Annotated in this window: 28 protein-coding genes; 17 read left to right on the top strand and 11 right to left on the bottom strand. The window is 60.7% G+C overall.

The features are described from left to right. The first annotated feature begins 228 nt into the window (after positions 1 to 228). The 4 genes from TSH58p_RS03710 to TSH58p_RS03720 all read left to right on the top strand — a co-directional run bounded on the left by TSH58p_RS03710 (position 229) and on the right by TSH58p_RS03720 (position 2,618). Positions 229 to 594, top strand: a complete 366-nt coding sequence (locus TSH58p_RS03710) for a type II toxin-antitoxin system MqsR family toxin (RefSeq protein ID WP_109070178.1) — start codon at positions 229 to 231, stop codon at positions 592 to 594. A gap of 15 nt (positions 595 to 609) precedes the next feature. Beyond that, positions 610 to 1,662, top strand: coding sequence for a type II TA system antitoxin MqsA family protein (locus TSH58p_RS03715; RefSeq protein ID WP_109070177.1), 1,053 nt, complete (start codon positions 610 to 612; stop codon positions 1,660 to 1,662). Positions 1,663 to 2,112: 450 nt separating this feature from the next. Then, the gene (locus tag TSH58p_RS32965; protein WP_162600027.1) at positions 2,113 to 2,316 is read left to right on the top strand and encodes a hypothetical protein; all 204 of its coding nucleotides are present in this window, start codon (positions 2,113 to 2,115) and stop codon (positions 2,314 to 2,316) included. After that, positions 2,313 to 2,618, top strand: coding sequence for a hypothetical protein (locus TSH58p_RS03720; RefSeq protein ID WP_109469126.1), 306 nt, complete (start codon positions 2,313 to 2,315; stop codon positions 2,616 to 2,618). The genes TSH58p_RS32965 and TSH58p_RS03720 overlap by 4 nt, the downstream gene beginning before the upstream one ends. Positions 2,619 to 2,644: 26 nt before the next feature. On the opposite strand, the gene TSH58p_RS03725 is transcribed toward TSH58p_RS03720, so the two are convergent. Then, entirely contained in the window at positions 2,645 to 2,914 is a 270-nt protein-coding gene (locus tag TSH58p_RS03725) for a ribbon-helix-helix domain-containing protein (RefSeq protein ID WP_247895514.1), read from the bottom strand. Positions 2,915 to 3,291: 377 nt separating this feature from the next. Between TSH58p_RS03725 and TSH58p_RS03730 the strand changes: the two genes are divergently transcribed. After that, on the top strand, positions 3,292 to 3,669 hold the full coding sequence (locus TSH58p_RS03730) for a response regulator (protein WP_109072784.1): 378 nt from the start codon (positions 3,292 to 3,294) through the stop codon (positions 3,667 to 3,669). Positions 3,670 to 3,729: 60 nt separating this feature from the next. Here the strand turns inward: TSH58p_RS03730 and TSH58p_RS03735 are convergent, their stop codons facing one another. After that, positions 3,730 to 3,972 (bottom strand): hypothetical protein, encoded by a 243-nt coding sequence (locus tag TSH58p_RS03735; protein WP_109072785.1) that lies wholly within the window; start codon positions 3,970 to 3,972, stop codon positions 3,730 to 3,732. A gap of 161 nt (positions 3,973 to 4,133) precedes the next feature. Then, positions 4,134 to 4,544 (bottom strand): response regulator, encoded by a 411-nt coding sequence (locus TSH58p_RS03740; RefSeq protein ID WP_109072786.1) that lies wholly within the window; start codon positions 4,542 to 4,544, stop codon positions 4,134 to 4,136. Between the two features lie 204 nt (positions 4,545 to 4,748). Here TSH58p_RS03740 and TSH58p_RS03745 point away from each other — a divergent pair, with 204 nt between their 5' ends. Both TSH58p_RS03745 and TSH58p_RS03750 read left to right on the top strand, forming a co-directional pair. Beyond that, positions 4,749 to 5,282, top strand: a complete 534-nt coding sequence (locus TSH58p_RS03745; RefSeq protein ID WP_109469127.1) for a hypothetical protein — start codon at positions 4,749 to 4,751, stop codon at positions 5,280 to 5,282. 10 nt (positions 5,283 to 5,292) lie between these two features. Further along, positions 5,293 to 5,877 (top strand): YgjV family protein, encoded by a 585-nt coding sequence (locus tag TSH58p_RS03750; RefSeq protein WP_109469128.1) that lies wholly within the window; start codon positions 5,293 to 5,295, stop codon positions 5,875 to 5,877. Here TSH58p_RS03750 and TSH58p_RS03755 read toward each other — a convergent pair. After that, positions 5,828 to 6,334 (bottom strand): DUF6790 family protein, encoded by a 507-nt coding sequence (locus TSH58p_RS03755; RefSeq protein WP_146205983.1) that lies wholly within the window; start codon positions 6,332 to 6,334, stop codon positions 5,828 to 5,830. The two genes, TSH58p_RS03750 and TSH58p_RS03755, sit on opposite strands and share 50 nt — an antisense overlap. A gap of 219 nt (positions 6,335 to 6,553) precedes the next feature. Between TSH58p_RS03755 and TSH58p_RS03760 the strand changes: the two genes are divergently transcribed. Further along, the gene (locus tag TSH58p_RS03760; RefSeq protein WP_109469292.1) at positions 6,554 to 7,282 is read left to right on the top strand and encodes a hypothetical protein; all 729 of its coding nucleotides are present in this window, start codon (positions 6,554 to 6,556) and stop codon (positions 7,280 to 7,282) included. A 17-nt stretch (positions 7,283 to 7,299) separates the two neighbouring features. Here TSH58p_RS03760 and TSH58p_RS03765 read toward each other — a convergent pair whose 3' ends face one another. From TSH58p_RS03765 to TSH58p_RS33555, 3 genes are read right to left on the bottom strand one after another with little or no spacing between them, the layout of a single operon-like run. Then, complete coding sequence (locus tag TSH58p_RS03765; RefSeq protein WP_109070371.1) at positions 7,300 to 7,806, bottom strand: hypothetical protein; 507 nt, start codon at positions 7,804 to 7,806, stop codon at positions 7,300 to 7,302. Continuing rightward, positions 7,806 to 9,113 (bottom strand): hypothetical protein, encoded by a 1,308-nt coding sequence (locus tag TSH58p_RS03770; protein WP_109070370.1) that lies wholly within the window; start codon positions 9,111 to 9,113, stop codon positions 7,806 to 7,808. The genes TSH58p_RS03765 and TSH58p_RS03770 overlap by 1 nt, the downstream gene beginning before the upstream one ends. Continuing rightward, positions 9,113 to 9,988 (bottom strand): DUF1653 domain-containing protein, encoded by an 876-nt coding sequence (locus TSH58p_RS33555; RefSeq protein WP_199230138.1) that lies wholly within the window; start codon positions 9,986 to 9,988, stop codon positions 9,113 to 9,115. The genes TSH58p_RS03770 and TSH58p_RS33555 overlap by 1 nt, the downstream gene beginning before the upstream one ends. A gap of 217 nt (positions 9,989 to 10,205) precedes the next feature. On the opposite strand from TSH58p_RS33555, the gene TSH58p_RS03780 reads away from it, so the two are divergent. Next, complete coding sequence (locus tag TSH58p_RS03780) at positions 10,206 to 10,433, top strand: helix-turn-helix domain-containing protein (protein WP_256380065.1); 228 nt, start codon at positions 10,206 to 10,208, stop codon at positions 10,431 to 10,433. A 203-nt stretch (positions 10,434 to 10,636) separates the two neighbouring features. On the opposite strand, the gene TSH58p_RS03785 is transcribed toward TSH58p_RS03780, so the two are convergent. From TSH58p_RS03785 to TSH58p_RS03795, 3 genes are all read right to left on the bottom strand, one after another. After that, positions 10,637 to 11,089 (bottom strand): glycine-rich domain-containing protein-like, encoded by a 453-nt coding sequence (locus tag TSH58p_RS03785; protein ID WP_109070369.1) that lies wholly within the window; start codon positions 11,087 to 11,089, stop codon positions 10,637 to 10,639. A gap of 16 nt (positions 11,090 to 11,105) precedes the next feature. Next, positions 11,106 to 12,173, bottom strand: a complete 1,068-nt coding sequence (locus tag TSH58p_RS32970) for a helix-turn-helix transcriptional regulator (protein ID WP_146205885.1) — start codon at positions 12,171 to 12,173, stop codon at positions 11,106 to 11,108. Positions 12,174 to 12,512: 339 nt separating this feature from the next. Continuing rightward, on the bottom strand, positions 12,513 to 13,391 hold the full coding sequence (locus tag TSH58p_RS03795; RefSeq protein ID WP_109070367.1) for a DMT family transporter: 879 nt from the start codon (positions 13,389 to 13,391) through the stop codon (positions 12,513 to 12,515). Between the two features lie 162 nt (positions 13,392 to 13,553). Between TSH58p_RS03795 and TSH58p_RS32975 the strand changes: the two genes are divergently transcribed. The 6 genes from TSH58p_RS32975 to TSH58p_RS03815 all read left to right on the top strand — a co-directional run bounded on the left by TSH58p_RS32975 (position 13,554) and on the right by TSH58p_RS03815 (position 17,512). Continuing rightward, positions 13,554 to 14,288, top strand: a complete 735-nt coding sequence (locus tag TSH58p_RS32975) for a hypothetical protein (protein ID WP_146205884.1) — start codon at positions 13,554 to 13,556, stop codon at positions 14,286 to 14,288. Then, positions 14,285 to 14,872 (top strand): hypothetical protein, encoded by a 588-nt coding sequence (locus TSH58p_RS32980; RefSeq protein WP_146205883.1) that lies wholly within the window; start codon positions 14,285 to 14,287, stop codon positions 14,870 to 14,872. The genes TSH58p_RS32975 and TSH58p_RS32980 overlap by 4 nt, the downstream gene beginning before the upstream one ends. 379 nt (positions 14,873 to 15,251) lie before the next feature. After that, the gene (locus TSH58p_RS03800) at positions 15,252 to 15,656 is read left to right on the top strand and encodes a LexA family transcriptional regulator (RefSeq protein WP_247895529.1); all 405 of its coding nucleotides are present in this window, start codon (positions 15,252 to 15,254) and stop codon (positions 15,654 to 15,656) included. A gap of 5 nt (positions 15,657 to 15,661) precedes the next feature. After that, positions 15,662 to 16,936: a Y-family DNA polymerase gene (locus tag TSH58p_RS03805; protein ID WP_109070366.1), complete on the top strand. Its 1,275-nt coding sequence runs from the start codon at positions 15,662 to 15,664 to the stop codon at positions 16,934 to 16,936. After that, complete coding sequence (locus tag TSH58p_RS03810; RefSeq protein ID WP_247874062.1) at positions 16,933 to 17,136, top strand: DUF2190 family protein; 204 nt, start codon at positions 16,933 to 16,935, stop codon at positions 17,134 to 17,136. The genes TSH58p_RS03805 and TSH58p_RS03810 overlap by 4 nt, the downstream gene beginning before the upstream one ends. Positions 17,137 to 17,209: 73 nt before the next feature. Further along, positions 17,210 to 17,512, top strand: a complete 303-nt coding sequence (locus TSH58p_RS03815; protein ID WP_109070364.1) for a hypothetical protein — start codon at positions 17,210 to 17,212, stop codon at positions 17,510 to 17,512. A gap of 87 nt (positions 17,513 to 17,599) precedes the next feature. Here the strand turns inward: TSH58p_RS03815 and TSH58p_RS32985 are convergent, their stop codons facing one another. Beyond that, positions 17,600 to 18,310, bottom strand: a complete 711-nt coding sequence (locus TSH58p_RS32985; RefSeq protein ID WP_158282614.1) for a hypothetical protein — start codon at positions 18,308 to 18,310, stop codon at positions 17,600 to 17,602. Positions 18,311 to 18,791: 481 nt separating this feature from the next. Between TSH58p_RS32985 and TSH58p_RS32990 the strand changes: the two genes are divergently transcribed. Together TSH58p_RS32990 and TSH58p_RS03820 are read left to right on the top strand one after the other, a co-directional pair. Further along, positions 18,792 to 19,937 carry a hypothetical protein gene (locus tag TSH58p_RS32990; protein ID WP_146205881.1) on the top strand — a complete coding sequence of 382 codons (1,146 nt, stop codon included), beginning with the start codon at positions 18,792 to 18,794 and terminating at the stop codon, positions 19,935 to 19,937. A gap of 638 nt (positions 19,938 to 20,575) precedes the next feature. Continuing rightward, on the top strand, positions 20,576 to 21,760 hold the full coding sequence (locus TSH58p_RS03820; RefSeq protein ID WP_109070372.1) for an IS110 family transposase: 1,185 nt from the start codon (positions 20,576 to 20,578) through the stop codon (positions 21,758 to 21,760). The last annotated feature ends 129 nt before the right edge of the window (positions 21,761 to 21,889 follow it).

Raw genomic sequence — 21,889 nt, forward strand, 5'->3', positions numbered from 1 at the left:
GTGAGACCGAAAATGGCGCGGTAGTGCAGCCTTGTGAACTTTTCGCCTTGTTGCGCTTGTGTTAGGGCTAGCAAAGCTAGCAAGCCTGGTTGTGGATGCGGAAATCTGTTGGCCTAACCCTGTTGCGCATGGCATTTATGCAATCGCCAGTGGGTGTCATTCGTGCAGAGCTCTCCTTTTGGCTCTTGCTAACCCATCAATTGATGTGTACCTTAGAGGGCGAAGAAGTTGGCAACCGACGCTGAGGTCCAGGCGTTTCTAAGGCGCTTCGTGCAGGCTGTGGCATCCCATGGTGTGCATGTGTGGAAAACCAAAAAGAATGACGCCTTTCTAATGGATACTGGATTCACGAATGCCGACGTTGTCGATGCTCTAAAAACCCTGCGCGTGCAGAACTACTCTGCAGGCCCGGAGTTAGACGACGACCCAAACCGGCCTGCAGGTGAGGTGTGGAAGTTTATGCGCGAGTACGAGGGCTATAACCTGTACGTTAAGCTCAAGCTCGACGCATCGACGGGACTGCCGATAGCTGAGTGTTTGTCTTTCCATCCTGCGGAAAGGCAGATGCAACAGCCTAATCTACCCCGCCGTTAGATGGAGTGAGCTGAAATGAAAGCCGAATTCTTAGCTGATGCTGCATGTCCATCATGCGGCAAGGCTGGCTTCGTCTCAAGGGTCAGCCGCCCTGAAACCGTATCTATTCGTGACTTGGACATGAATGTGTATCGCACATTCCGGGTCTGCGCGAACTGTCATGCAGAGTTCGAGAACTCGAATGATGAAGACTGGAAGCTAGACGCCTATGCCGCTTATCGTGAAATAAAAGGTATGGTTACGCCAAACGCAATACGTGATTGGCGAAAAGAGTACGATTTAACTCAGCCCGAAGTCTCAAGATTGCTCGGTTGGGGGGAGGCTACCCTCGGTCGGTATGAGAATGGTGCGCTTCAATCCGATGCACATAATAAAGCGCTTGCTAGGCTGATGGAGGTTGATGGGTTGGCCCAGGCTTTGGAGGCCAATCCAGGAGCTATTTCGGATGCCAAGAAAGCGTTCATACTTGATAAGCTAAGCGTGCCTTTAACGATACAGCGCGCGCGGCAAATGCTTATGACTGTGGCCAGCTCTCCTCGGCCAAGCGCCCTAAACGGCTGCCGGTTGTTTAGCGTTGAAAAGACTGCCGGTCTGGTTTCTTTCATCGCTGATGCTGGAGAGTTCAAGACAAAATTGAACAAGCTTATGTTCTATACTGACTTCTTGTCATTCTTCAAACATGGGCGCTCCATTACTGGCCTTCGATATGCACGAATACCTTACGGCCCGGTTCCAGATAAATATGGAACAATATTTTCTTCCCTTGCCGAAATGGGTGTTCTTATCATTGAGCCGTGGGAAGCTGGTGAATGCTCTGGTGAGATTGTCAGATCGAGTAGGGTCGCTGGCCTTTCTATATTGTCTGAGGAAGAGCGCCAAGTTGCGACTCTCGTAAGAGATTACTTCTCTGGCTGGACTTCGACAAAAATAAAAGACTTCTCACACAAGGAAAAGGCTTGGATAGAGGTTCCTACGGGAAGCCCAATATCTTACGATTACGCTGCCCATCTTCAGATCAGGGGTTTGGTACCACGGGCCTCTTATAGGGAGCATTCGGAGTTTTGCTGACATATTGTGGTTTGACTCCAGGCTGGCAAATTCCCGCTTGCTATCCTCCCCGTTGCCCGGTCACCACTCCATCCGATCGGGCCGGATCGAGTTCTGTGGCGACAGCTCGCACGCGCTCGCCGGCCAGACGGTGGACCTGCCGGACATCCCAGGGGACGAGTTGGATTGAGGGCGTGACCGCCGGGTAGGTACGTCACCCCCTACGTTCGGTCGCCCCACCCGAAGATGGGCCGACGCCGGCCCGTGTTGTCCGGTCCACACAGCGGTCACTGTCCGCGACGTGTGCGTGATGAGCCGAGGCTCCCCCGCCACCCAACGTCCGAAACGTCTTCGCAGACTGACCAGAGCCTACAGCACCGAGGTTTTACCCGCCAGCCGCCCAGCCCCCGCCATTTCTTCGTGGCGCTCCGGGGGATGGGGGGTGAACGGGCGCATGAACGAAGGAACAGCATGGTCGCATTCTCCACAATCAAGCCCGGCGACGTCCTGTACGACTTGAAGAAGAGGAACTCCGCCATGGTATATGAGGTCCGGGTAATCGCTTCTATTCCGGGTTCGGCGATCGTCTCGTATAGCGGCAACCCGCCACGCAACGCCGGGCGGCGCGTCATCACCCGTCTGCGCCGCCCGCCCGACAAGGACGCCCCACCATGACCTGCCACCACTGCCGCAAGCCTCTGGATGGCAAATTCTACGCGCTGAACGTCACCGCCATGAAGGCGGAGTCGCCGGGCCGCGCCATAATGATCGCTGACGGCGAACTCCCCGTGACGCTCTCCGCCGACATCGGCTACCACGACCACGATCTGGAGAAGCTGACCGGATCGGCCTCGGTCGATCTGCTGGACGGCCTGCCGATCCGCAACGTCCAGGCCGAAGCCTCCTTCTGCTCGAAGCGGTGCTTGGCCGGCTGGTTTGCCGAGAAGATCAACAGCCTGACCGACCTTTCTGCCTGACCAGCCCTAACTCGTCTCCCGGCCCGTCACTCTGCCGCAATGGGCATTTCGCAGAGAGCTACTTCCTGCGACGGCGTCGCCGACCTGAAATACTCCATCACGTAGACCCGCACGGCGCTCGACAAGCTGTCTACGTCCAGCGCCTCCACGCGCTCGGCGAGGCGCGTGCACAGCCTGCTCACCGTCAGGTCTTCCCTCTGCGCGATCTCCTCCAGGGCATCCCAGAAGGCCGGCTCCAGCCGCATGCTGGTGCGCTTGCCGGCGACCATCAAGTTCCTCAGCTTCTTCGATGACATGGCAGCTCACCGCAACACGTTGCATTCTCGGGTATGTAGCGTCGCGGAATTGGAGCCGAAAAACATGTGATAGAAATCACATGAAACGGGGGTCTCGCTCCGGGGCCGGCGAGGTCACAGCGGCACCGCTGATAGGAGCCGCTCAAGCAACAATCACTCACTGCTGAACCCATTCCCGCCGCCCGGCACCCGCCCGGCGGCTTTTCCTTTTCCGGAGTCCCCCATGTGCGACTTGCGGGACAGCGACCACCGCCTCAGGCATCACCTTGCCGGCCGAGGCGACGCCTTCGCTACGAACAGCCTGCAATCTTGCTGCTGTGCATGAGTTGTTATCTGGATAGAGATGGCAGTCATATACTCGTTGATGTGGGTGACAGATGCGCGAACCCCCTCATGTTCTGCTGGCCGATGACGAGGATCTGGTTGCCATGGTGGTGGCCGAGGTTCTTGAGTCCGAAGGGCTCCGGGTCACCGTCACGCACAACGGGCTGGCAGCCGTCGAGGCTGACGCCGCCGATCCGGCTGACCTCCTGCTGACCGACATGCGCATGCCGGTGATGAACGGCGAGGCGCTGATCCGGATCATCCGACAGCGGCGCCCAGGCCTGCCGGTCGTCGTCACCACCGGGTTCAGCGAGCATATTCCTGCCGAGGAGCCGGGACGGCTGGTGGTCCTGCGCAAGCCTTATTCATTGTCCGCGCTGGTCCCGGTGATCACCGCCCTGCTGTCCAGACGGACAGAGCCGGCCTCCTGAGCGAGGGGTGAATCGGCACCAGCGGACGAGCTGAACCGACCGCCGGCGGGATGTCCGCCATCAATCCAGCAGCGCGTTCCAGGCATCCCACCCGTCACCGCTGAGACGCCATTTCCCCGGCCCATCTCCGGGCTCGATCAGCCCTAGGTCGTAGCACTCAGCAATTAGCCATTCCAGAGAACCGCCCGGCTCCGCCACACAGACATCACCGGTATCAGGATCAGCCGTCAGTAGGAGCAGGATCTGGTCCTGGGACAGGTAGCCCCGGACGGCGGTCAGGCTACTGTACTGGAGCTTAGGCATAAGCCCACCTCCGGTGAAAGCGTGTGGATGTGGGGCAACCGACCCTGAACCTCTCCAGCCGTTCGGCCAGTTGGGTGCCCAGGAATTCTGCGAAGGTCTCCATGTTCATAATTTCCTCCTCAAACGCGATAGAGAAAATACGCACGGGACTGAACATCAATTCAGTGCACGCGCCAGTAAGAAATAGCCGTCAGCGCAGAGAATATTGCGCTGGCAGGGAATGGCTTTAACAAATACGTCCATCCCATTTGCTCCACAGCAGTTCGGCAATGGTCATCAGAATTCCCAGTCATTGCGATCACCGGCACGACAAGATCGGATTGCGTCAAGAATTTTGAGACATCATCAATAAAGCTAAGTTCGTTTTCAATGTATGGTAGGGGAAGATCGACAATGATCAAATTCGGAGTGAAGTTATTTGATAGCATCTGACATTCTGCCGATCTGATCGAGTTAACTGCAAGAACTCGAAATCCCCAGCTATTTAAGATAATGCGAAGGGCATCGCATACTTGCGTATGCGGCTCTATGACAAGTATTGAATAATCTTGAATCGTTAAGGTAACGGTCATGACGCCAACACCTCTCAATCGGAAGAGAACGTAATCTAAAGCCCTCTTGTTTACTTCTGTTTAAATGGGATACGCCCCACCGGAAATGTGGGGTTTCGGACTTATCCGTTTGGGAAATCCATGCTGAGTTTTATCGTATCCTTTCACCAGCCGCCCGGCCCCGCCGAGGCGGCTTTTTTCATGCCCGAAGGAGGGGCACCCATCATGCTGCCACTGCTCATCCCGATCCTCACCGCTCTGGTCCCGGTGCTGCTGCCCGAGGTCGCCAGGGCTGCGCTCGGCACCGGCGAGACCGCCCAGAAGGTCGGCGAGGCCGCGGTGTCCGTCGTCTCCGCCGTGACCGGCCTGCCGATCACCACCCTGGCGGACGCCGAGCGCGCCGTTGCCGCGGTGCAGACCGATCCGGCGAAGCTGGCCGAGCTGTACCGCCAGCAGGGCGATCAGGTCGTGGCGCTGCTGCGGCTGGACAACGAGGACCGGGCCGACGCCCGCGCCCAGACCGTCCAGCTTGCCCAAGCCGGTAGCCGAATCTCCTGGGGCGCGCCGGTCGTGTCGGCCATCGTCCTGGTGACGTTCGGCGTCGTACTGTACCGAGTGCTGAGCCAGCCGGCCGGCGCGATCGACCAGAACGCCACGCTGATGCTCGGCGCTCTGACCACCATGGCGTCGGCGGTGGTGTCCTACTGGGTCGGCTCCAGCGCCGGGTCCGCGGCGAAGGACAAGCTGCTCCGGAAGTGAGGGACTCGTCGTGACCGTTCCTCACCTCTCCGACCTCACCGGGGCCGCCGGGTTCATCCTGGTGGCCCTCTGGCCCTGGCTGTCCGGTCGGCGTGCTCTGCTGGCCGGACAGGGTGCCTCCGCCGCGGCCTTCGCGCTGCATTACCTGCTGATCGGTGCCGCGACCGGTGCCGCCATGTCCGGGTTGTCCATCCTGCAGGTCGCCACCGCCTGGCCCGATGACCGACCGATCTGGTGCCGGGCGCTCTACGCCGCCACGGTGCCCCTGCTGGCGGTGCTGGCCGCGTCGACCTGGGCGGGCAGGCCATCGGTATGCGCGGCGACCGGGATGGTCCTCGGCACCGCAGCTCGCTGGTGCCGGTCCGCCTTCCTGCTGCGCGGCCTGTTCCTTCTCGCCGGCGCCTGCTGGGGCGCGCACGACCTGCTGACCGGCTCGACCTTCGGCCTGCTCGCCGACCTGCTCTGCATGGCCGGGCTGGTCTACGGCGCGCTGCGCGATTGCGTACCTCGGAAGCGCGACGAAGCAGCGCTCCGCCAGCTACTTCCTACCTCCCAAGCGCCAACGCCGGGGCTGCCTTCCGTTGAGCCGCGATGAGGAGCAGGATCAAGAGGAACGGCCGGATGCAGGTGAGAACGAGAAGAATGCCAGCGTTCCCAGGCGCATAGTTTCCTGCAACCCAAATCTGATGAAAGTGGCCGTACGCCACGCCGATGTAGAACAGCGATGCGTAGGTCACGACCGCCGCCTTGAAGTCGAGTGATCTGCGGAAGGCGAGCACTCCCATGACCCCCAGCGCTATGTCGGCGACGCCGATCTCGAACTGAAACGGGCTTGTCGTCCACCCGATGAACGCCGCGGCGCGCTCGGGAGCGAACACATGGAACAGCCCGGCCCAGAGAGCATCGACTCCAACGGCCAACAGCAGCAGCCAGGACAGATAGCCTTCCGGGGTCCGATCAGATCGGCTGAGGGTGGGAATGATGATCGCCAGTAGAAAGGTGATCAAAGGAATGTGTGTCAGGACAAATCGTATCAAATTAGCGACGTCCATTTCGTCCTCCATGGAAGAGACGACAAGCGGACGTTGAGACGTTTATCTCGCCCGTTCCAAGAGGCTATCGGAAATACCTCGATGTAGGCGCTGGCCTCGCGCCTGTGTCTGTTATGGCGAGGTGCGCAACCGCATCGATCCTGCGAACTGATGTCTGCAGATCGTCGGTCTGACTACCCAACCCCTATGTTCAATCAAAGGATACCAACCGTGAACGCCATGTTCCCGGCGCGCACCGTCGCGCCCGACTTCCGTCTCGTCGAAACCCTGAACCTGGGCACCGGCCCGCTCGCCCCGGCGCTGGGCGCCGCGCGTGACCGCCTGTGCGCCGAGCTGGTCGCCCGCGGCGTGACGCCGATCCTGTGCGAGTCCTGGCAGGACCTGCAGGCACTGAACGCACGGCACCGCGAGAGCTGGTTCCCCCTGCTGCCCAAGCCGTCCAGCGCTCCGGCCTTCTGGCTTGGGCTGGTCGACGGGGAAGGGGAGGTGGTCGCCACCCACGCCGTGGTGCTGGTCGACTGCACCGCGTCCAGCTTCGGCGCTCGGCTGGCGGACCTGTCGGCGCTGCACGTTCCCGGCGACGCGCCGGCGGACGAATGGGCCTTCGTCGCCAGCGAGGCCGCCCACGACACCCGCGGGTCGGTGGCCTGGATCGTGGCTGGCTGGACCCGGCCGGACTGGCGCGGCGCCGGGCTGTTTCACCGGCTGGGCGAACTGGTGCGGCTGGTCGCCCTGGCCCGCTGGAACCCAAAGTGGGTGGTTGGGCTGGTCGATCCGGAAACGGTGCCGGTGTGGAGCGGGCGGGGCGGTGGCCGGCGCCGGCTGGAGGAGCGGCCCGGCATCCTCTATTACCAGAGCGACGTCGGTCGGCTCCCGTTGCACCTCATGCGGTGGGGCCGCCACGCCGTCTATATGGATCTCGGTATCTGCGGCGGCCCCTCCTGGTGAACGAGGCCGCCGTCAGGTCAATGCAGCGTCTGCACATCGATGGCCGACAGCACGGCCCGCCGCCCACGATCCTCCCACCCGAACAGCGCTTGGGTGTAGACGAAGGGCCGCCCCACACCGGCCACAGCAATCCGGTTGAACAGGGCCTCGCCCGCGCCGATGGCCTCGGCATACTCTAGCCCGATCCGATGGGCGTAATCGGCATGCGGATCGGCGGCCTCGGGCTGGCCGATCATGGACCGGCTCCAGCCCATGCCGAGAACCTTCACCGTCGGCACACCGATCCGGCGGAACAGCAGCGGCGTCTCGGCCTCCATGGCGGCCAGCACCGTGCAGCGGTCGAACAGGCCGCGCCGTTCCAACCAGTCGAACAGGTCAGCGCTGAGGGTCCGGCGGCGCCGGCACTCCGCGGCGATGTCCTGTTGCCAATCCGCGGCAGCGCGCAGGGTCAAGCGCTCGACGCGGATCTCGGTGTGGACGGGGCGCGGCGCGCCCCGATCCGTGTAGAACTGCAGGATGGACATCACGCAGCCTCCATCATCTTGAGCGCCGCCGCGAACCCGGCCCGGAAGGCGTCGGGGGAGCAGCCGGCGGCGTTGGCGCCCGCCTCCACCATAGCATCGGTGATGGCGGTGGGGACCGTAGGCGCAGTGTGAGGGATGGCCCGGTCGGCGAGGCTGGCAATGGCTGCGCCGAAGTCGTCCGCCTCGTTCGCAACGGCCGCTTCGCCGGTCAGCAGCGCCTTCAACTCCGGCACCGCCCGCAGCGCATCGGCGACCAGCCCGAAGACCAGCGCGTCCTCCTCCTTCTGGGCAGCCGACACCGGGGGCGGGAAGGGCAGGGTGCCGGGCTTGCTGTCCGGGTGGCAGGCCACTGGGTGCCCGGCCCAGAGCAAGACCGCCTTGGCGGCCATGGCCAGCGTCGGGTTCCCGTTGTAGGCCGCGATCTGGCGGGCCAGCCGGAAAGACTCGTTGCTCGAGTCGATCAGGTCGGCGTCGTCTTGGCCTTCGGCGCCAATGTTCGCTTCCAGCTCCAGCCATCGGCGGACGACGGCGAGGAACGGGCCGCGGTCGGCGCCGTCATCCTGCTGTTCGACCTGCCGCGCCAGCAGGTCCCGGAGTCGGGTAAGCGCCTCAACCTCGATGTTGGTTCCGCCGATGCCGGTGTGTGGGCAGAGCAGCCGGTCCAGCACCGCCACCGCATCTGCCAGGGTGGCCGGCTCGGCGGTGAGAATCTCGCACAACAAGTCGCTCCATTCCGCCGAAAGTCGGGCGCGCTCAGCATTGGCGTCGGGGTTCTCACTACCCTTCAGTTTAATTTGTGCATCGATCAGCGCGGCAGCTCGGGAGGTGGCCCCAGCGAAGGTCAGCCCGATGCTGGGGATCATCGTGGAGCCGCTTCCGCCGGCCGACTTACCATTCGCACGCGCCTCCTGGTGCACCGCATCCAGCGCCGCCTGCACCAGCACGCCGCGCACCCGTTGGAACAGCGTCATGGCGGCACGATCCATGTTCGGCCCGATGGCCGGAAAGAGCGCGGTATCGATCACCGCCACGCTGTCGGCGAGCGTGCGAGGGATGGAACCCAGGATCGCCCGGCCCAGCACCTCCCACTGCTCGGTGATCTCGTCCGAGCGGGCGTCCGCCTCGGACGTGTCGGGAAGTTCGTCCTGCTCCTTCACCAGCGCAGCAAGCCGCGTAGCAGCATCGCGGAATGGGATGCCCAGCGAGGGGACGACGGAGGAGGGGCCAGGGCAGGGCCAGCGGGTGCCGGACGAGTAGACGTTGGAGCCGCTGGAGGTTACGGTGTGGTCGCCATTCTTGGTGCGCATCAGTGCGCCTCCCCGGTGCTGGTGGAGATGGCGGTGAACCGGCCATCATCGAACTCGCTGGCGGGGTGGACCCACACGCGGCCTTCCTGGCTCTCGTAGACCACCACGGCAGTCAGGTCGCTCTCCAGTTCGCCACGGGCGATAACCCGGTACTCGCCTCCCTTCCGGTGACGGTGGGTGGGCTTCCAGTTAAGCCCCGGCATGTCGCTGCCCAGCGCCGCCGCCGCAATCGCCTCGCAAGCTTCTAGCAATGAGACCGGATCGATGGACAGCTTACCGGCGCACTCGACCGCAGCGGTTTCCATGGCGGGGAAGGCGGTCGGGTCGAAGCGCAGGATGTCGTGCAGCGCGCCCTCTCGCGCATGAGCCGCGCAGGCTTGGCTGACAAGCCGGTTGACCACCTCGCACAGATTCACCGTCTCATTGCGCAAGGCATCCCGGTCGGCCTCGGCCTGCTTCAGGCTGGCGCCCAGCGATTTCGCCAGAGCAATCATCCCGTTGCCGGTCATGACGGTGGTTGTGAAGGCGTCTTCCAACAGCTTCAGCCGGCCGGCGACATCTCCATTGGACGGCAGGTTCGAACCCGATGCGACGGCCTGTTTGCTGTCACCTTCCTCTCCCGATTCGCCGTAGCCGGCCAGCGGGTCTACATCGCTGATGCCGAACAGCCAGTCGAACATATCGCCGATTACACCGGCCTCGACGGCTCCGTCACCGCCCGTTTCCGCTAGCACGGCGCAGCGCCCTTGCAGATCAAGAACATCGGCAGGGGAGCGCGACACCATCAGCGCATGGGTGTCCTGGGGGGGCTCTCCTGGTGCACTTTCACCGCGCACCTCGCTGAGTATCATGGTATTTTGAGGGTCGGTCTTCATGGGCTTTCCAAGGTTGGTGGGGACCGTTGAGCCGTTCGCGCGGCTCTGCTGATAGGGCGCCCAGCTGTTCGCGCAGCTGGGCGCTTTTCATTTGTGGCGGCAATGTCGTTGTGGTGTTATGCAACCCACATGGTGATTATGTAACCACCACCTTCGGCTTGTGTCTACCCCTTTGTGGTGATATTTTCACCACATGATGACTCCTCGCCAATGCGCGATGGCTCGAGCGGCGCTACGCTTGAGCGTCCGCGACCTCGCAGCCGCCGCTATGGTTGGCGTCAACACCGTCTCCCGTTTTGAGAACGGGAAGAACACGGAAGACCTCTCGATCAAGCGGATGCAGACCGCGCTGGAGAGTGCTGGTGTCGCATTTATCGGTGATGGCGAGCAGTCACTTGGCGGTGGACTTGGAGTTCGATTAAGCGTGGGCGGCACTTCCGATTAGTTTGTGCCACACTGTTGCCGCGCGCATATCCTTGCGCTCCCTCGATTTCGGGGGCACATTCTTTCGCATCACTCGCTCCATAAGTGAGTGACTGAGCCGGTGAACGGGAGCGGCGCCAACCACACCCCGATCACCGAACTCATCATTATGATCTGTGGTAAGGCGCCCAGGTCGCCTGGCCGCGACCTGGGCTACCGCGACATTCAGGCTGCACTGGCGCGGCTCCGCACCAGCGGCCATTCATCGCCTTCGCCCGGCTCGCGGAAGCACTCGGCGCCGGCCATTGGGTGATCCGCGTAGGGATCTACCGGCATCGTGTGGCCGTAGCTGACGAGCTTGCGCGTCATGGCGTAGGCGGCCTCATAGGCAGGCGTGCCGTAGACTCCTGGAGTGTGGTCCACGATCTGGCCCAGCGCGACCATGCAATCCTCGAAATACACCCGCGGGCGCAGCATGTGGGCGTGCCACACCTTGTCCACCAGTTTCGACGGGACGAGGGTTTCCGTCGGGTAGGCGGCCACAGCGGTTAGGAAGGACCGATAGCGCTCAACTGCCACCGCAGCCTCTTCCTTTGGTATGCCCCCGCGCACGAGGTCATCGACCAGAATTTCCAGGTTCATGGCGTTGATCGCCTGGACCTTGCTCAAGATATCCATCAGTTCTTTCCTCTTTTCATGATTTGCCGCGAAACCGGGCGGCTCCGGTGATCGCCCCCAATACGGCTACCCAGCGGGCAAGGCCCGTCTGACCGCGGTTGGCGAGTGCCCCAACATCCAGTTTCTTCAGGATGTTCTTGACTTGCTCGCGCCCGGTGCCAGGCGCTTTTCCGAGTTCTTTGGCAGCGTCGTCGTTCGTGAAGCCGTTGCCGATCATGGCGGCCAGTTCAGCCTCCGCGGGGGTTAGCTTGAAGTCTCGGTGCAGCACGTCGGAAACGGCCGCGACATCAAGACTGGCCGGCGCGACCATCACGACCGCTGATCCAACGGAATCACCGCCTCGCGATACCGACACGATGTGCGACCTTCCTGCTGCAGCTCGAATGCTGGTTGCCGCGGTCGGCGCTAAGAGGCGGCCCAAGCTGGCAAGCGCCACGAGACGCGATAGTTCCGCAGTGTCATCGCCGTGAAGCGCTGATAGGCGCCCGTACTCGTCCACCAGCAAGCCGTCGGACCGGCTGATGAGATCGGTCATGGCGGTATTCTTGTGCTTGATCCGTCTATCAGGTCCCAGGACTGCGATGCCGAATGCCAAGCAGTCGAGGGCCGCGGCGCATTGCTCGGCAGATTCCTTTTGCCGGATCGCTTCGAGCAGTCCGAAGGTCGGAATGTCGCGTGAGAAGTATTGGCGAAGGCCAGCCCGATCCGGCTCGACACGCAACTGGGCGTTCCACCCGTTGTCGAGACGGATGTGAGCGCAGATCAATTCGGTTGGAAATCGGCGCGTGAATTCAAGGCGAGGGCTTCGACGGGCAATTTGTGCATCAGCAAGCTGCGCCTCGAAGTCTGGTGGGCTGATGATTCCGTTATCCGCTCCATGTTTCCATGACGAGCGCAGCATTGATTCGAAGGTTAGTGGCGCAGAAAAGTCGATGAACGGATATAGGCGCTTTTTATCTTGGCTGGCGTAAACGATGTTATCGTTTGGATCGATGATGACGAGCAATGCATTGAGCCGTGACGCCATTACGGCCATGTCGGCGAATGGACCTGGGATGTCCCATGGGAGCGGCAGCATCGTCATCGTTTGGGCTATTCAACGGTTGTGGTTTTCCTTTCGTCTGAACGTAACAAAGCGATCTTGTGCGCCACTACCACCCACGTGGGGGGTGTGATGCTGGGGCGATCCAGACCTATGAGCGATTCTGTGGAGTTGGGTGAACCAATTTGAGCGTCAGGTGCTTGATTCGTAAGCCTTGCCGGGAATTTCGTTGCGCAACCGGTGTGGCCAAGTGGGTGGCGAACTTTTTTAGTTGCAGTAAGATTGCTGCATACCAGCATGTGTAGGTGATGGGTGAGGTTGTGCGATACGATAATAATGTTGCGCAATTTTCTCGAATTATGGGGCCGACTCGGACGAGTTTTAGCGCGAATCGGACCGCTCCGCCCGAAACACGTAAAGCGCCGCCCCGATGATCATTCCCGACCCGACCGCCTGCATGCTGCCCGGCACCTCGCCGAACAGCAGGTAGCCGGCCACCAGGGCAATCGGCACGTCGATCAGCGACAACGGTGCCAGCCGGGCAGGGGAGGCGTAGCGGTAGCCACGGACCGTGAACCACTGCGCGAGGCCGCTGAGCAGGGCCATGCTGACAAGCAGCGGGATATCGGCGGCTGGCGGCTCGATCGCCACGCTGGATGCGGGCACAGCAACGAAGGCCGTCACCAGGATCGCGGAGACGGCCACCACGACGCTCGGCGGGTTGGTAAGGGCCAGCCGGCGCATGCAAATGTGGCTCCCGGCTCCGGCGATGGCGGCAAGCGGCAGGATCAGCGCCTCCCAAACCTCCCACTCTGCAGCCGGTGTCCCGATGGCGGCGAGGCGGGGCCAGAGCGCCACGACGCCTCCAGCAATGCCGAGCCCGACCGCGGCCCACACATCGGGGCCGACCCGCTCGCCGAGGAACAGGCGAGCCATAGGCACCACCAACGCAGCTCGGACGTACATGAAGGCGGTGACCAGGGCGACGGGCAGGGTGGCGTAGGAGTGGACCAGAGCCATCAGCGACACCGCGCCCACAACAGCCCGGACGAGGTGGATGTGTGGGTCCCGGAGCTGGCGTAGGCGGAGGAAGGCACGCCACGCGACCAGCACCATGATCAAGCCGCCGGCAGACCGGAACATGGCCATCTCCAGCGGCGGCAGCTTAGCGCCCAGGTGCCGGATCGCGATGTTGGCGGCCATGAAGGCGAGCGCGGACGCGATGATCCACAGGGCGCCGGTTATCGTGGCACGGGGCATGTTGGGAGGCTTCCACCGTTGCAGGTGGGGAAGGGCTATCAGACCCCGACGCGGGCGATCAATCTCCGTGTGGAACGCACTGGACTCGCGACCATCCGGATTCCATACTCCTAAAAGTCGCTCAAGGCGCTTAATAATCGCATATTCGTGGCGGAGCAATCCATGAGGCGTGCAGCACTGATCGTGTTCCTGTGCTGTATAACAGACGCGTGGGCGACGGCAGAGTTGCTAAGGACCAACGAACAGGTTTGGTCGGCTCTGAGTGAGTCCGAGAAAGCCAGCTTGCAGGCAAAGTACGTGGTGGACGTAGCAGATAGCAATCGCTACGGCGTCATCATCGATGCTCAAGCATTGGACGAATCTACACCAGGGACGACAGGCGGCGCTGCAATCGGTCAAGCATACGGTTCGGCACTATATGTCGATAATGCGTTCAAAGGGTCTCGACCAAGTTATTCGGCCACCGATCATGTTGGTGCGGCTCTTCTTGGTGCACTTATTGGTAGCGCGATGGATGCGCCGCCGGTCAAACAATTTCGATTCCGATATACGGTTCGGGATCTATCGGGGTCGGTAAAGCAGATAGATAGAGTTGAGGGGCAGTCGTTCCGCCAGCCCATGGGTGTTTGCATTTCCATACCTTCTCTGTCTTTGGAGACGCAGAGCATCTGTGACGTTGATATTGGGTCATTCCGCGCCCGTTACTTATTGAAGGAAAATGATAAAGGCACCCGTGCGGCCGATCTCGTTCCAAAAACAAAGAACAGGAAAAGCCAAATATCTCATGATGATTCGCTTCTGCCGCAAGGTGGTGTGGTTCGCTGCAAAGTTGGCCCATCTGCTATTGTGGCGGTAAGTCTTGAAGAGTGCTTAAACGCTGAAGGAAAGGTGCTATGACGTCACGATCAATCGCCGCTGCTGTTGCGTGTTTAATGATGCTTGGTGCATGCGCGCAGCAAGCATGGGTTTATAATGGAAAGAGGTATGAGGATAAAGAGTTACTGAAGCGCGACATGGCCTATATGAATGAATCTTATCTTAATCAACTCAAGCCTTTGCAAAGGCCGGTTACTGCAAGAGAGCTGAGGATATTTGTTCCTGAAAGAAGTTATTTCATGAATACAAAACTTAATTATGTAAAGGTGGGTTATTCAGCGGCCACAATGGCTGATTTGGAAAATGATTATGTTGTTACAAATAGTTACGATGAATCTTCAAATTTATGGAAGAGAATCGAAAAGAAAGGTATCTTTCCAAGGGTGTCTTATTCATATGTGAGGGATGCATCTGGTATTCAGCCTTCGGATGAGTACGATGTATTGGTCTTTTCGGTGGCAACGCAGCCACCTGCAATCGATCAATGGTACTACATTAGTAAGAGGAGCGGAAGGCAAGCAATTTATTTCGACCAAAATCTTACTGATATTTTTGCGCGTTGCGATTCTCAGCTTGATGCTATCAAGGCGGCGGCAATGCAGTAAGGAATTTAACGTCGAACATTCGCTTGTCAGTTTCATCTACGGCAGGGAACATCTCGACAACTGGGGTGTGCCCTGCCTTGCCCGCACAATGATGTGTGTTGATGACCTTGATAATTTCTTGGTAGTCCAAGTGGATGCCTCTGGTGTTGCCTGCCGTCGAGAGCCGGCCCGGGGCGGGGATGTGTAGGCCGGGCAGGGTGAAACCGCCACCATCCTGCGGGTGATAAACCGGGACGATATTCCCATTTAGACCGCCGCTCCGCATTCTCCAGCGTCGGCGTCAACCGCTTTTAGTTCTTGAAAAGTTCTCATTCCGCGCCATCCTCGCCTGAGGGTCCAGATGGGGGAGGTGGGCATGGAGACGCCGGTTCCGGTGTTGATGACGTCGTGTCCGGTGGTGGCGGTCGAAGCGGTGGTGTCGGCGGGCTTTCCCAGCCCAGCGGCGGACTATGTCGAGGGCCGAATCGATCTCGCCGAGGTGCTGGTGCCCCACCCCAGCGCCACTTTCACCCTGCGCGTCGCCGGCCACAGCATGACGCGGGCGGGCATTCATGACGGCGACCTGGCCATCGTGGATCGCAGCCTGACCGCTCGGCATGACGACGTCGTGGTGGCGGTGCTGGACGGCGAGTTGGTCTGCAAGCGGCTGCTGATCCGGGGGCGACGGATCTACCTGATCCCTGAGACCGACGATCCCAGCTACCGGCCCACCGAGGTCACCGACCGGCCCGGCTTCGAGGTGTGGGGCGTGGTCACCAGCACCGTGCGCCTGCATCGGCGCTGACGGCCATGGCGCCGCCGCGGGTCTACGGGCTGGTGGACTGCAACAACTTCTACGTCTCGTGCGAACGGGTCTTCGACCCCCGGCTCGAAGGCGTCCCGGTCGGCGTGCTTTCGAACAACGACGGGTGCTTCGTCGCCCGCTCCGCCGAGCTGAAAGCCCTGGGCGTGAAGATGGGCCAGCCGCTGTTCGAGGTGCGCGATCTTGTCCGGCGCCACCGGGTGCGGGTGCTGTCCTCCAACTACTCGCTGTATGGCGACCTGTCGGCCCGGGTGACCGACTGCCTGCGCGGTTTCACGCCTCGGCTGGAGGTCTACAGCATCGACGAGTCCTTCCTGGACCTGAGCGGCTTCGAGGGCCGGGACCTGCTGGCCTACGCCGCAGAGATCCGGGCGACGGTCAGACGGTGGACCGGCATACCGACCTGCGTCGGGATCGGGCCAACCAAGACGCTCTCCAAGGTCGCCAACCACGCGGCCAAGAAGACGCTGCTGGACGATAGTGGGGTCTGTGATCTGGGCCGCGAATCGGAGCGCGAGCATGTGCTGCGCGTCGTGCCGGTCGAGGACGTTTGGGGCATCGGGCGGCGCAGCGCCGAGAAGCTGGGCATGCTCGGTGTGAAGACCGCGGCGGATCTGCGCGATATGGAGCCACGTCGCGCCCGGCAGGTGCTGACCGTGGTCGGGGAGCGGATCGTCTACGAGCTGCGTGGGCTCTCCTGTCTGCCGCTCGATCAGGCGCCGGCGCCGCGCAAGACGACGGCGGTCACGCGCAGCTTCGGCCAGCCGGTGACGGAGTGGGAGCCGATGCGGGAAGCGGTGGCGGCCTATGCGACTCGGGCCGGGGAGAAGCTGCGCGCCGAGGGGCTGGCCGTCGAAGCCCTCCAGGTCTTCATGCACACGTCGCCCTTCCGGCCGGGCCCAGCCTACAGCAACGCCGCGACCGTCGAGCTGCGGCCGGCGACCGACGACACCTTTGCGCTGATCGCCGCGGCGACGGCCGGCGCCCGCAGGATCTGGCGTGACGGCTTCCAGTTCAGCAAGGCCGGGGTGATCCTGTCCGGGCTCGTGCCGGTGTCCAAGGTGCAGCCGGACCTGCTGGCCGCTGCCGATCGGGCGCGTGGCGCCCGGCTCATGGCGGCAATGGACGCGATCAACAGCCGGATGGGCCGGGATACGCTGGTGCCGGCCGCCACTATCGGCCGGGCGTGGCGGATGCGCCAGGAGAGCAGGTCGCCCAGCTACACGACCGAGCTGGACGACGTACCGGTGGTGCGGGCGTGACCGAGGGCGTGTTCATCCTGCCGAAGAAGCCGGCCGCCGTGATCGCCGTGGGCGGCCGGGTGAGCTGGGACAACGCTGCGCACCAGTGCGACGCGCCCGGCGCCGGGCTTTACCCGGTGGGCGTGGCTGTGGAGGCCGCCGGCAATGGGGCCAGCACGGTCACGGTGCGGCTGGACGGCGTGAGCACCGCGGCGGCCTGACCTGGGCGGACACGCCCGATCCATGAGCCGGCCGGCGCGTCATGCCCGGCCGGCTTTTCTATGCGAGGTGACCATGAGCAAGCCTGAATCGTCGTGCCCGGCCGTCGAGGTGCTGGACCTTCGCCTGTCAGAAGGGACCGGACAGACGCTGGCCGTTGCCGTCGTTCAGGCGGGGCCGGTGGAGATCCGTAACGTGCGGGTGACCGACCGGGACGGGCGGCTGTTCGTGCGGCTGCCCGGCACCCTCATGAAGAAGCGGCTGAAGCCGGCCGTCTGCCTCGATGAGCCGGTGTTTCTGGAGCTGCGCGAAGCGGTGCTGGCGGAGTACCGGGTGGCGACCGAGGCGGACCCGTGGGGCACCTCTCAGGCGCTGTAGCGGCTGCTCTGGCCGGCGAGACCGGCCCGAGCATCAACAGCACTGACGAAGGGCCGCAGGGGTTCTTGGTGGTGTGAGGGGAAAGGTTTATATTCGAAGAAATACACTCGCGCGATCCTGCCTGACAAGTTTATATCTCTCCAATTCCTGTGCAATACCGCTATATTTGTATTCATAATATGCAACAACAGGAGACGCGACCTCCTCGACCTCGTAAGCTATCAAGTATTCATTTAATCTCATTATTAAAATTGACAGCTCTTGAAGTATCATGTAGTTATGGCTTTCTTCTATGTTTGCGCCATTTTTCTTGCATGCCTCCATGAATTCAAGGGCGCTTTTCAACGAATCCGAATATCTAGATGACATATGGTATTTAGTGTTTAAACAAGATTGAATGTCCAAGTCAAGAAGGCCAAGAACTTTCAAAATGCTGTTTTTCCGGGATTCGGTCTCAGTATGGGCTAGTTGCCTTTGACTGGTTTCTCTACTTTGAGCCAATTCGACTTTCGTTGCGGCAAGGGTCTCGTTGGAGATGCGCAACTCCTCTGCCTGCATGGCTGTAGTGTACAGCACAGCGATCAACGTTATAAAGTTGAGAAACGGCCCAACCACACCGCCAAGGAAGCCGCCAGCCTCGTTCATGGCGGCGGTAGTGGTGCCCCAGCCCCACCCGAACCGGTATAGCGCATAGGCGTTGAAGGCCAAACAGATAGCGCCAGCTGCTACGGCCAGCCATGTGAGTTTGGTTTTCGTCTTCATGGTAGGCTTCTCTGCACGTATGGGAGCGGCTTTCATGATCATATTCAACCTGTTTAGGAGGTGCAGCCGGTTTGTGGAGCCGTGCCGGCGCGCGCAGAGTGTCCGCCCTCCGGTCAGTGACAATCCAGACCCGTTAGCTCAAGCTCTGACGGCCCGTGGATGGCTTGTGTGTGGGGGGGGCTACCAGGGGTGGCCCGTTCGGGCTTGTTGCGCTCTGCGGCCTTCTGGCGGGCTTCTTCGGATGGGTCTGGTCTGTGGTGGTGCTGCCGTCCAGCGTCATGGAGGGGAGGGGCAACAGGCCGGCGCTGCGCCCTGCTGGACCGCTGTTCGGTGAGCTGATGGCCGAGGCGTTGGGGATGTGCGCCCGTGGGTGGAAGGGGGGACCTGTGCCTACCTTCTCTGGTACGACGTCAGGTGCCGGGGCGTCCCATCACCGCCTGTGTGTAAGGAGGGGCTTGCGAGTGTGCTTTGGTCGAGTGTTTATATTCTACAGGCCATTTTAACTTGGGGATGTAATATGGTTGATAAAAAAAGACGAGAAGAAAATAAACTGAAGTCAGAAATCAAGAAAGGAATGAAGAAAGTGCCTCCAGGTATGATAATATCTGTTAATTATGATTTAGGGAGTGAAAAATGGATATCAACATATCGAGTATATGACGGCTCTCTTCATGAGGGCGTTGGTGCTACAGAAAACTTATCGAGGCTGATTGCAATGTTGAAGGCCGCAGTGTATGCGGAAGATGGATACCAAACAATAATTCCTGAAATTGAAGACAGGGAAAAGAAGTATCTACGATGGAAGAATGATTTAAGATATATTTTGGATCAGCAGACGCGTGTAATCGACTATCTTATACACATTCTATCTGGAAATGATATTGGATCGGATGTAGATATTGAAAAAATTAAAACCAATAGCAATGTTATCATGCCGTTGCTGCTTATGATTCAAGCTGTTGGCGTTTCGGAGCACTCTATATATCAATTATCGTCTTATACAAGCATGAATATTAGAGACTGTTATTCAATTGGAAGATCCATTTTGGAGACTTGTGTTAATATATGCCTATTGCACACCTTGGGAATCGATGCAGTAAATAGAGCCGAGAGACACGCGCTTCAGAAATACTTTAGGGACCTAGATAGAAAAGTTCATTTAACTAACGTCAAAGTTAATTTGAAGAGTGAGCTAGCCAGTAAGATCGATCCTTCTACAGTCCCTGGACTTAATGATGCAATAAAAGAATTTTCAAAAAAAGATGGGAGCGAAGTTAGGGATTGGATAGATATGAGTATCGATAAAAAAATAGACATAGTAGCTGAATCGCATCCTATTCATTTGGGAACAACTCTTGCTGCGGCAAGGATGGCTCTATACAGGCATTCATCAGAAATACTACATGGAACTTTATTTGGTGTAAGGTACTTTTTTGCGCCGAATATTTTTGTAAAAGGTCCTGCTTCATCAAGAGAGGAGATGATCGAGAACTTGTATGAGCACTTCCTTTCATGTTTTACGGCAATATACTTTTCGATTGACGTTATGATTGAAATACTCAGTGTTGAGTACGGGTTGAGTGGCGTTAGAGAACGTCGCTCTGCTCTTTTGGGGCGGTTGCTGAAACTTGAATTCATAAAAGATGCTGAAAAGGCGGAATAGAATTCAGATAGGCCTTCTCTTCAGGTGTCAAATCCTTCCCGCTTTACCACCTTGTCGCCGTCCAGCCCGTAGGGCAGGGGGCGACAACCCCGACTTCATCGGGGGGCACTCACCCGCTGGCCTGGAGCTGCTCACCTGCATGGTGATGATGGTGACGCAGTTCGCCAGCCGGGTGGGGAGGGGCGTTGTCCGCCCTTCTGGCGCTGGGAGTCTACTCGACCGGCGGCCGGCTGGCGGTTGCCCGGTAGATCGCGCTCTGGTGGGCTGTGGGAGCGGGAAGCTAGTGCACTGACGCAGACATAGGATTCACAAAGGGTTGCCGACGTGCGATTCTGTCGGCATGGCCCAGACTGTCAGTGTCATTGTTAACCGGCATGCTGTTTTCCGGTGCTGGCCGGTGCTGGCGATTGGACCGCGGTTGCGGTATCGATCGTCCACCGGGATAGGGGCGCCGGGAGCATGAAACGGCGGCAGGCCGTCCTTACGATGAGCTGCGAGCTCGCGTTGTTACATGGCCGCCTCCTACGACTTGCCCGGTTGCGCTGCGAGCGCGGATCCGTAGATGTCGTGCAAGCCCGCCAGCTCCCGAACCACCACTGGACGGACCACTGGAGGGAGGGAGCATGCGCATCATCGGCATGGATATTCACCGCTCGTTCGCCCAAGTCGCCTTCCTGGTGGACGGCCAGGTGACAAAGGAAGCCAGGGTCGATCTTGCCCATGATCGCTTCCTGAAATTTGCCAAGACCCTTGAGCCGACCGACGAGGTGGTCATCGAGGCCACTGGCAACAGCTCGGCTGTGGAGCGTGTTCTGCGGCCTTTCGTCAAGCGGGTCGCCGTGGCCAATCCCCGGCTCGTGCGGGCCATCGCCTATGCCCGCGTGAAGACCGACAAGATTGACGCGGTGATCCTGGCGCGCCTGCATGCGGCGGGCTTCCTGCCGGAGGTCTGGGTTCCCGATGACGACACGATCCGTCGCCGGCGAACGATCACGGAACGCTCGGGGATCGTCGAGCACATGGTGCGGGTCAAGAGCCGCATCCACGCCATCCTGCACGGGAACCTGATCCCGAAATACGAAGGCTGTCTGTTCAGCAAAGCCGGCCGTGCCTGGCTGGCACGCCTGCCGTTGCCGTCCCAGGAGCAGGCCATCCTCACCCGCTTGGTGGCAGAACTGGAACGGGTGAGCGTGCAACTGGCCGAGACCGACAAGGGGATTGCCCAGCAGGCGCTGGACGATCCGCAGGCGCGCCGGCTGATGACCATCCCCGGAGTGGGCACCGTGGTCGCCCTGACCGTCTTGGCGTCGATCGGGACTATCTCCCGCTTTCCGACCCCCGAGAAGCTCAGCAGCTACTTCGGTCTGACCCCGACAACCCAACAGTCCGGCGACCATCCGGCCCGCCATGGGCGTATCTCTCGACAGGGCAACGCCGCGGCCCGCGCGGTGTTGGTCGAGGCCGCTTGGTCGGCGAAGATGGCGCCGGGACCGCTGCGGGCCTTCTTCAACCGGGTGCAGAAGAAGGCCGGAGCCGGCGCGGCCGCAGTGGCCACTGCCCGCAAGTTGGCGGTCCTCATCTGGCATGTGCTGAGCGATGACAAGGACTATGCCTACGCCCGCCCCGCCTTCACCGCCATGAAGTTGCGCAAGGCCGCCCTGAAGGCAGGCGCCCCGCGGGAATACGGCAAGGCCGGCCCCGGTCGGGACTATTGGATCAAGGAGATCCGGCAACGCGAGGCGGAGTATGTCGAACGCGCCGAACGCGCCTACGAGCGGATGGTGGAAGCCTGGAAGGAGCGACCATCGGCGCCTGCCGGATGACGCCCCCCGCGTCAAGGCGGCCGCTCCGCGGCCCCGCGCTGACGCGCGGCTGCGGCCTTGACCCGGGCTTCGTCATCCGGCGTCTGGCCAGCATGCGGTCGATGCTTTGCACCGACCGCATCGGTCCAA

This window comes from Azospirillum sp. TSH58, from assembly GCF_003119115.1.
GTDB lineage: Bacteria > Pseudomonadota > Alphaproteobacteria > Azospirillales > Azospirillaceae > Azospirillum.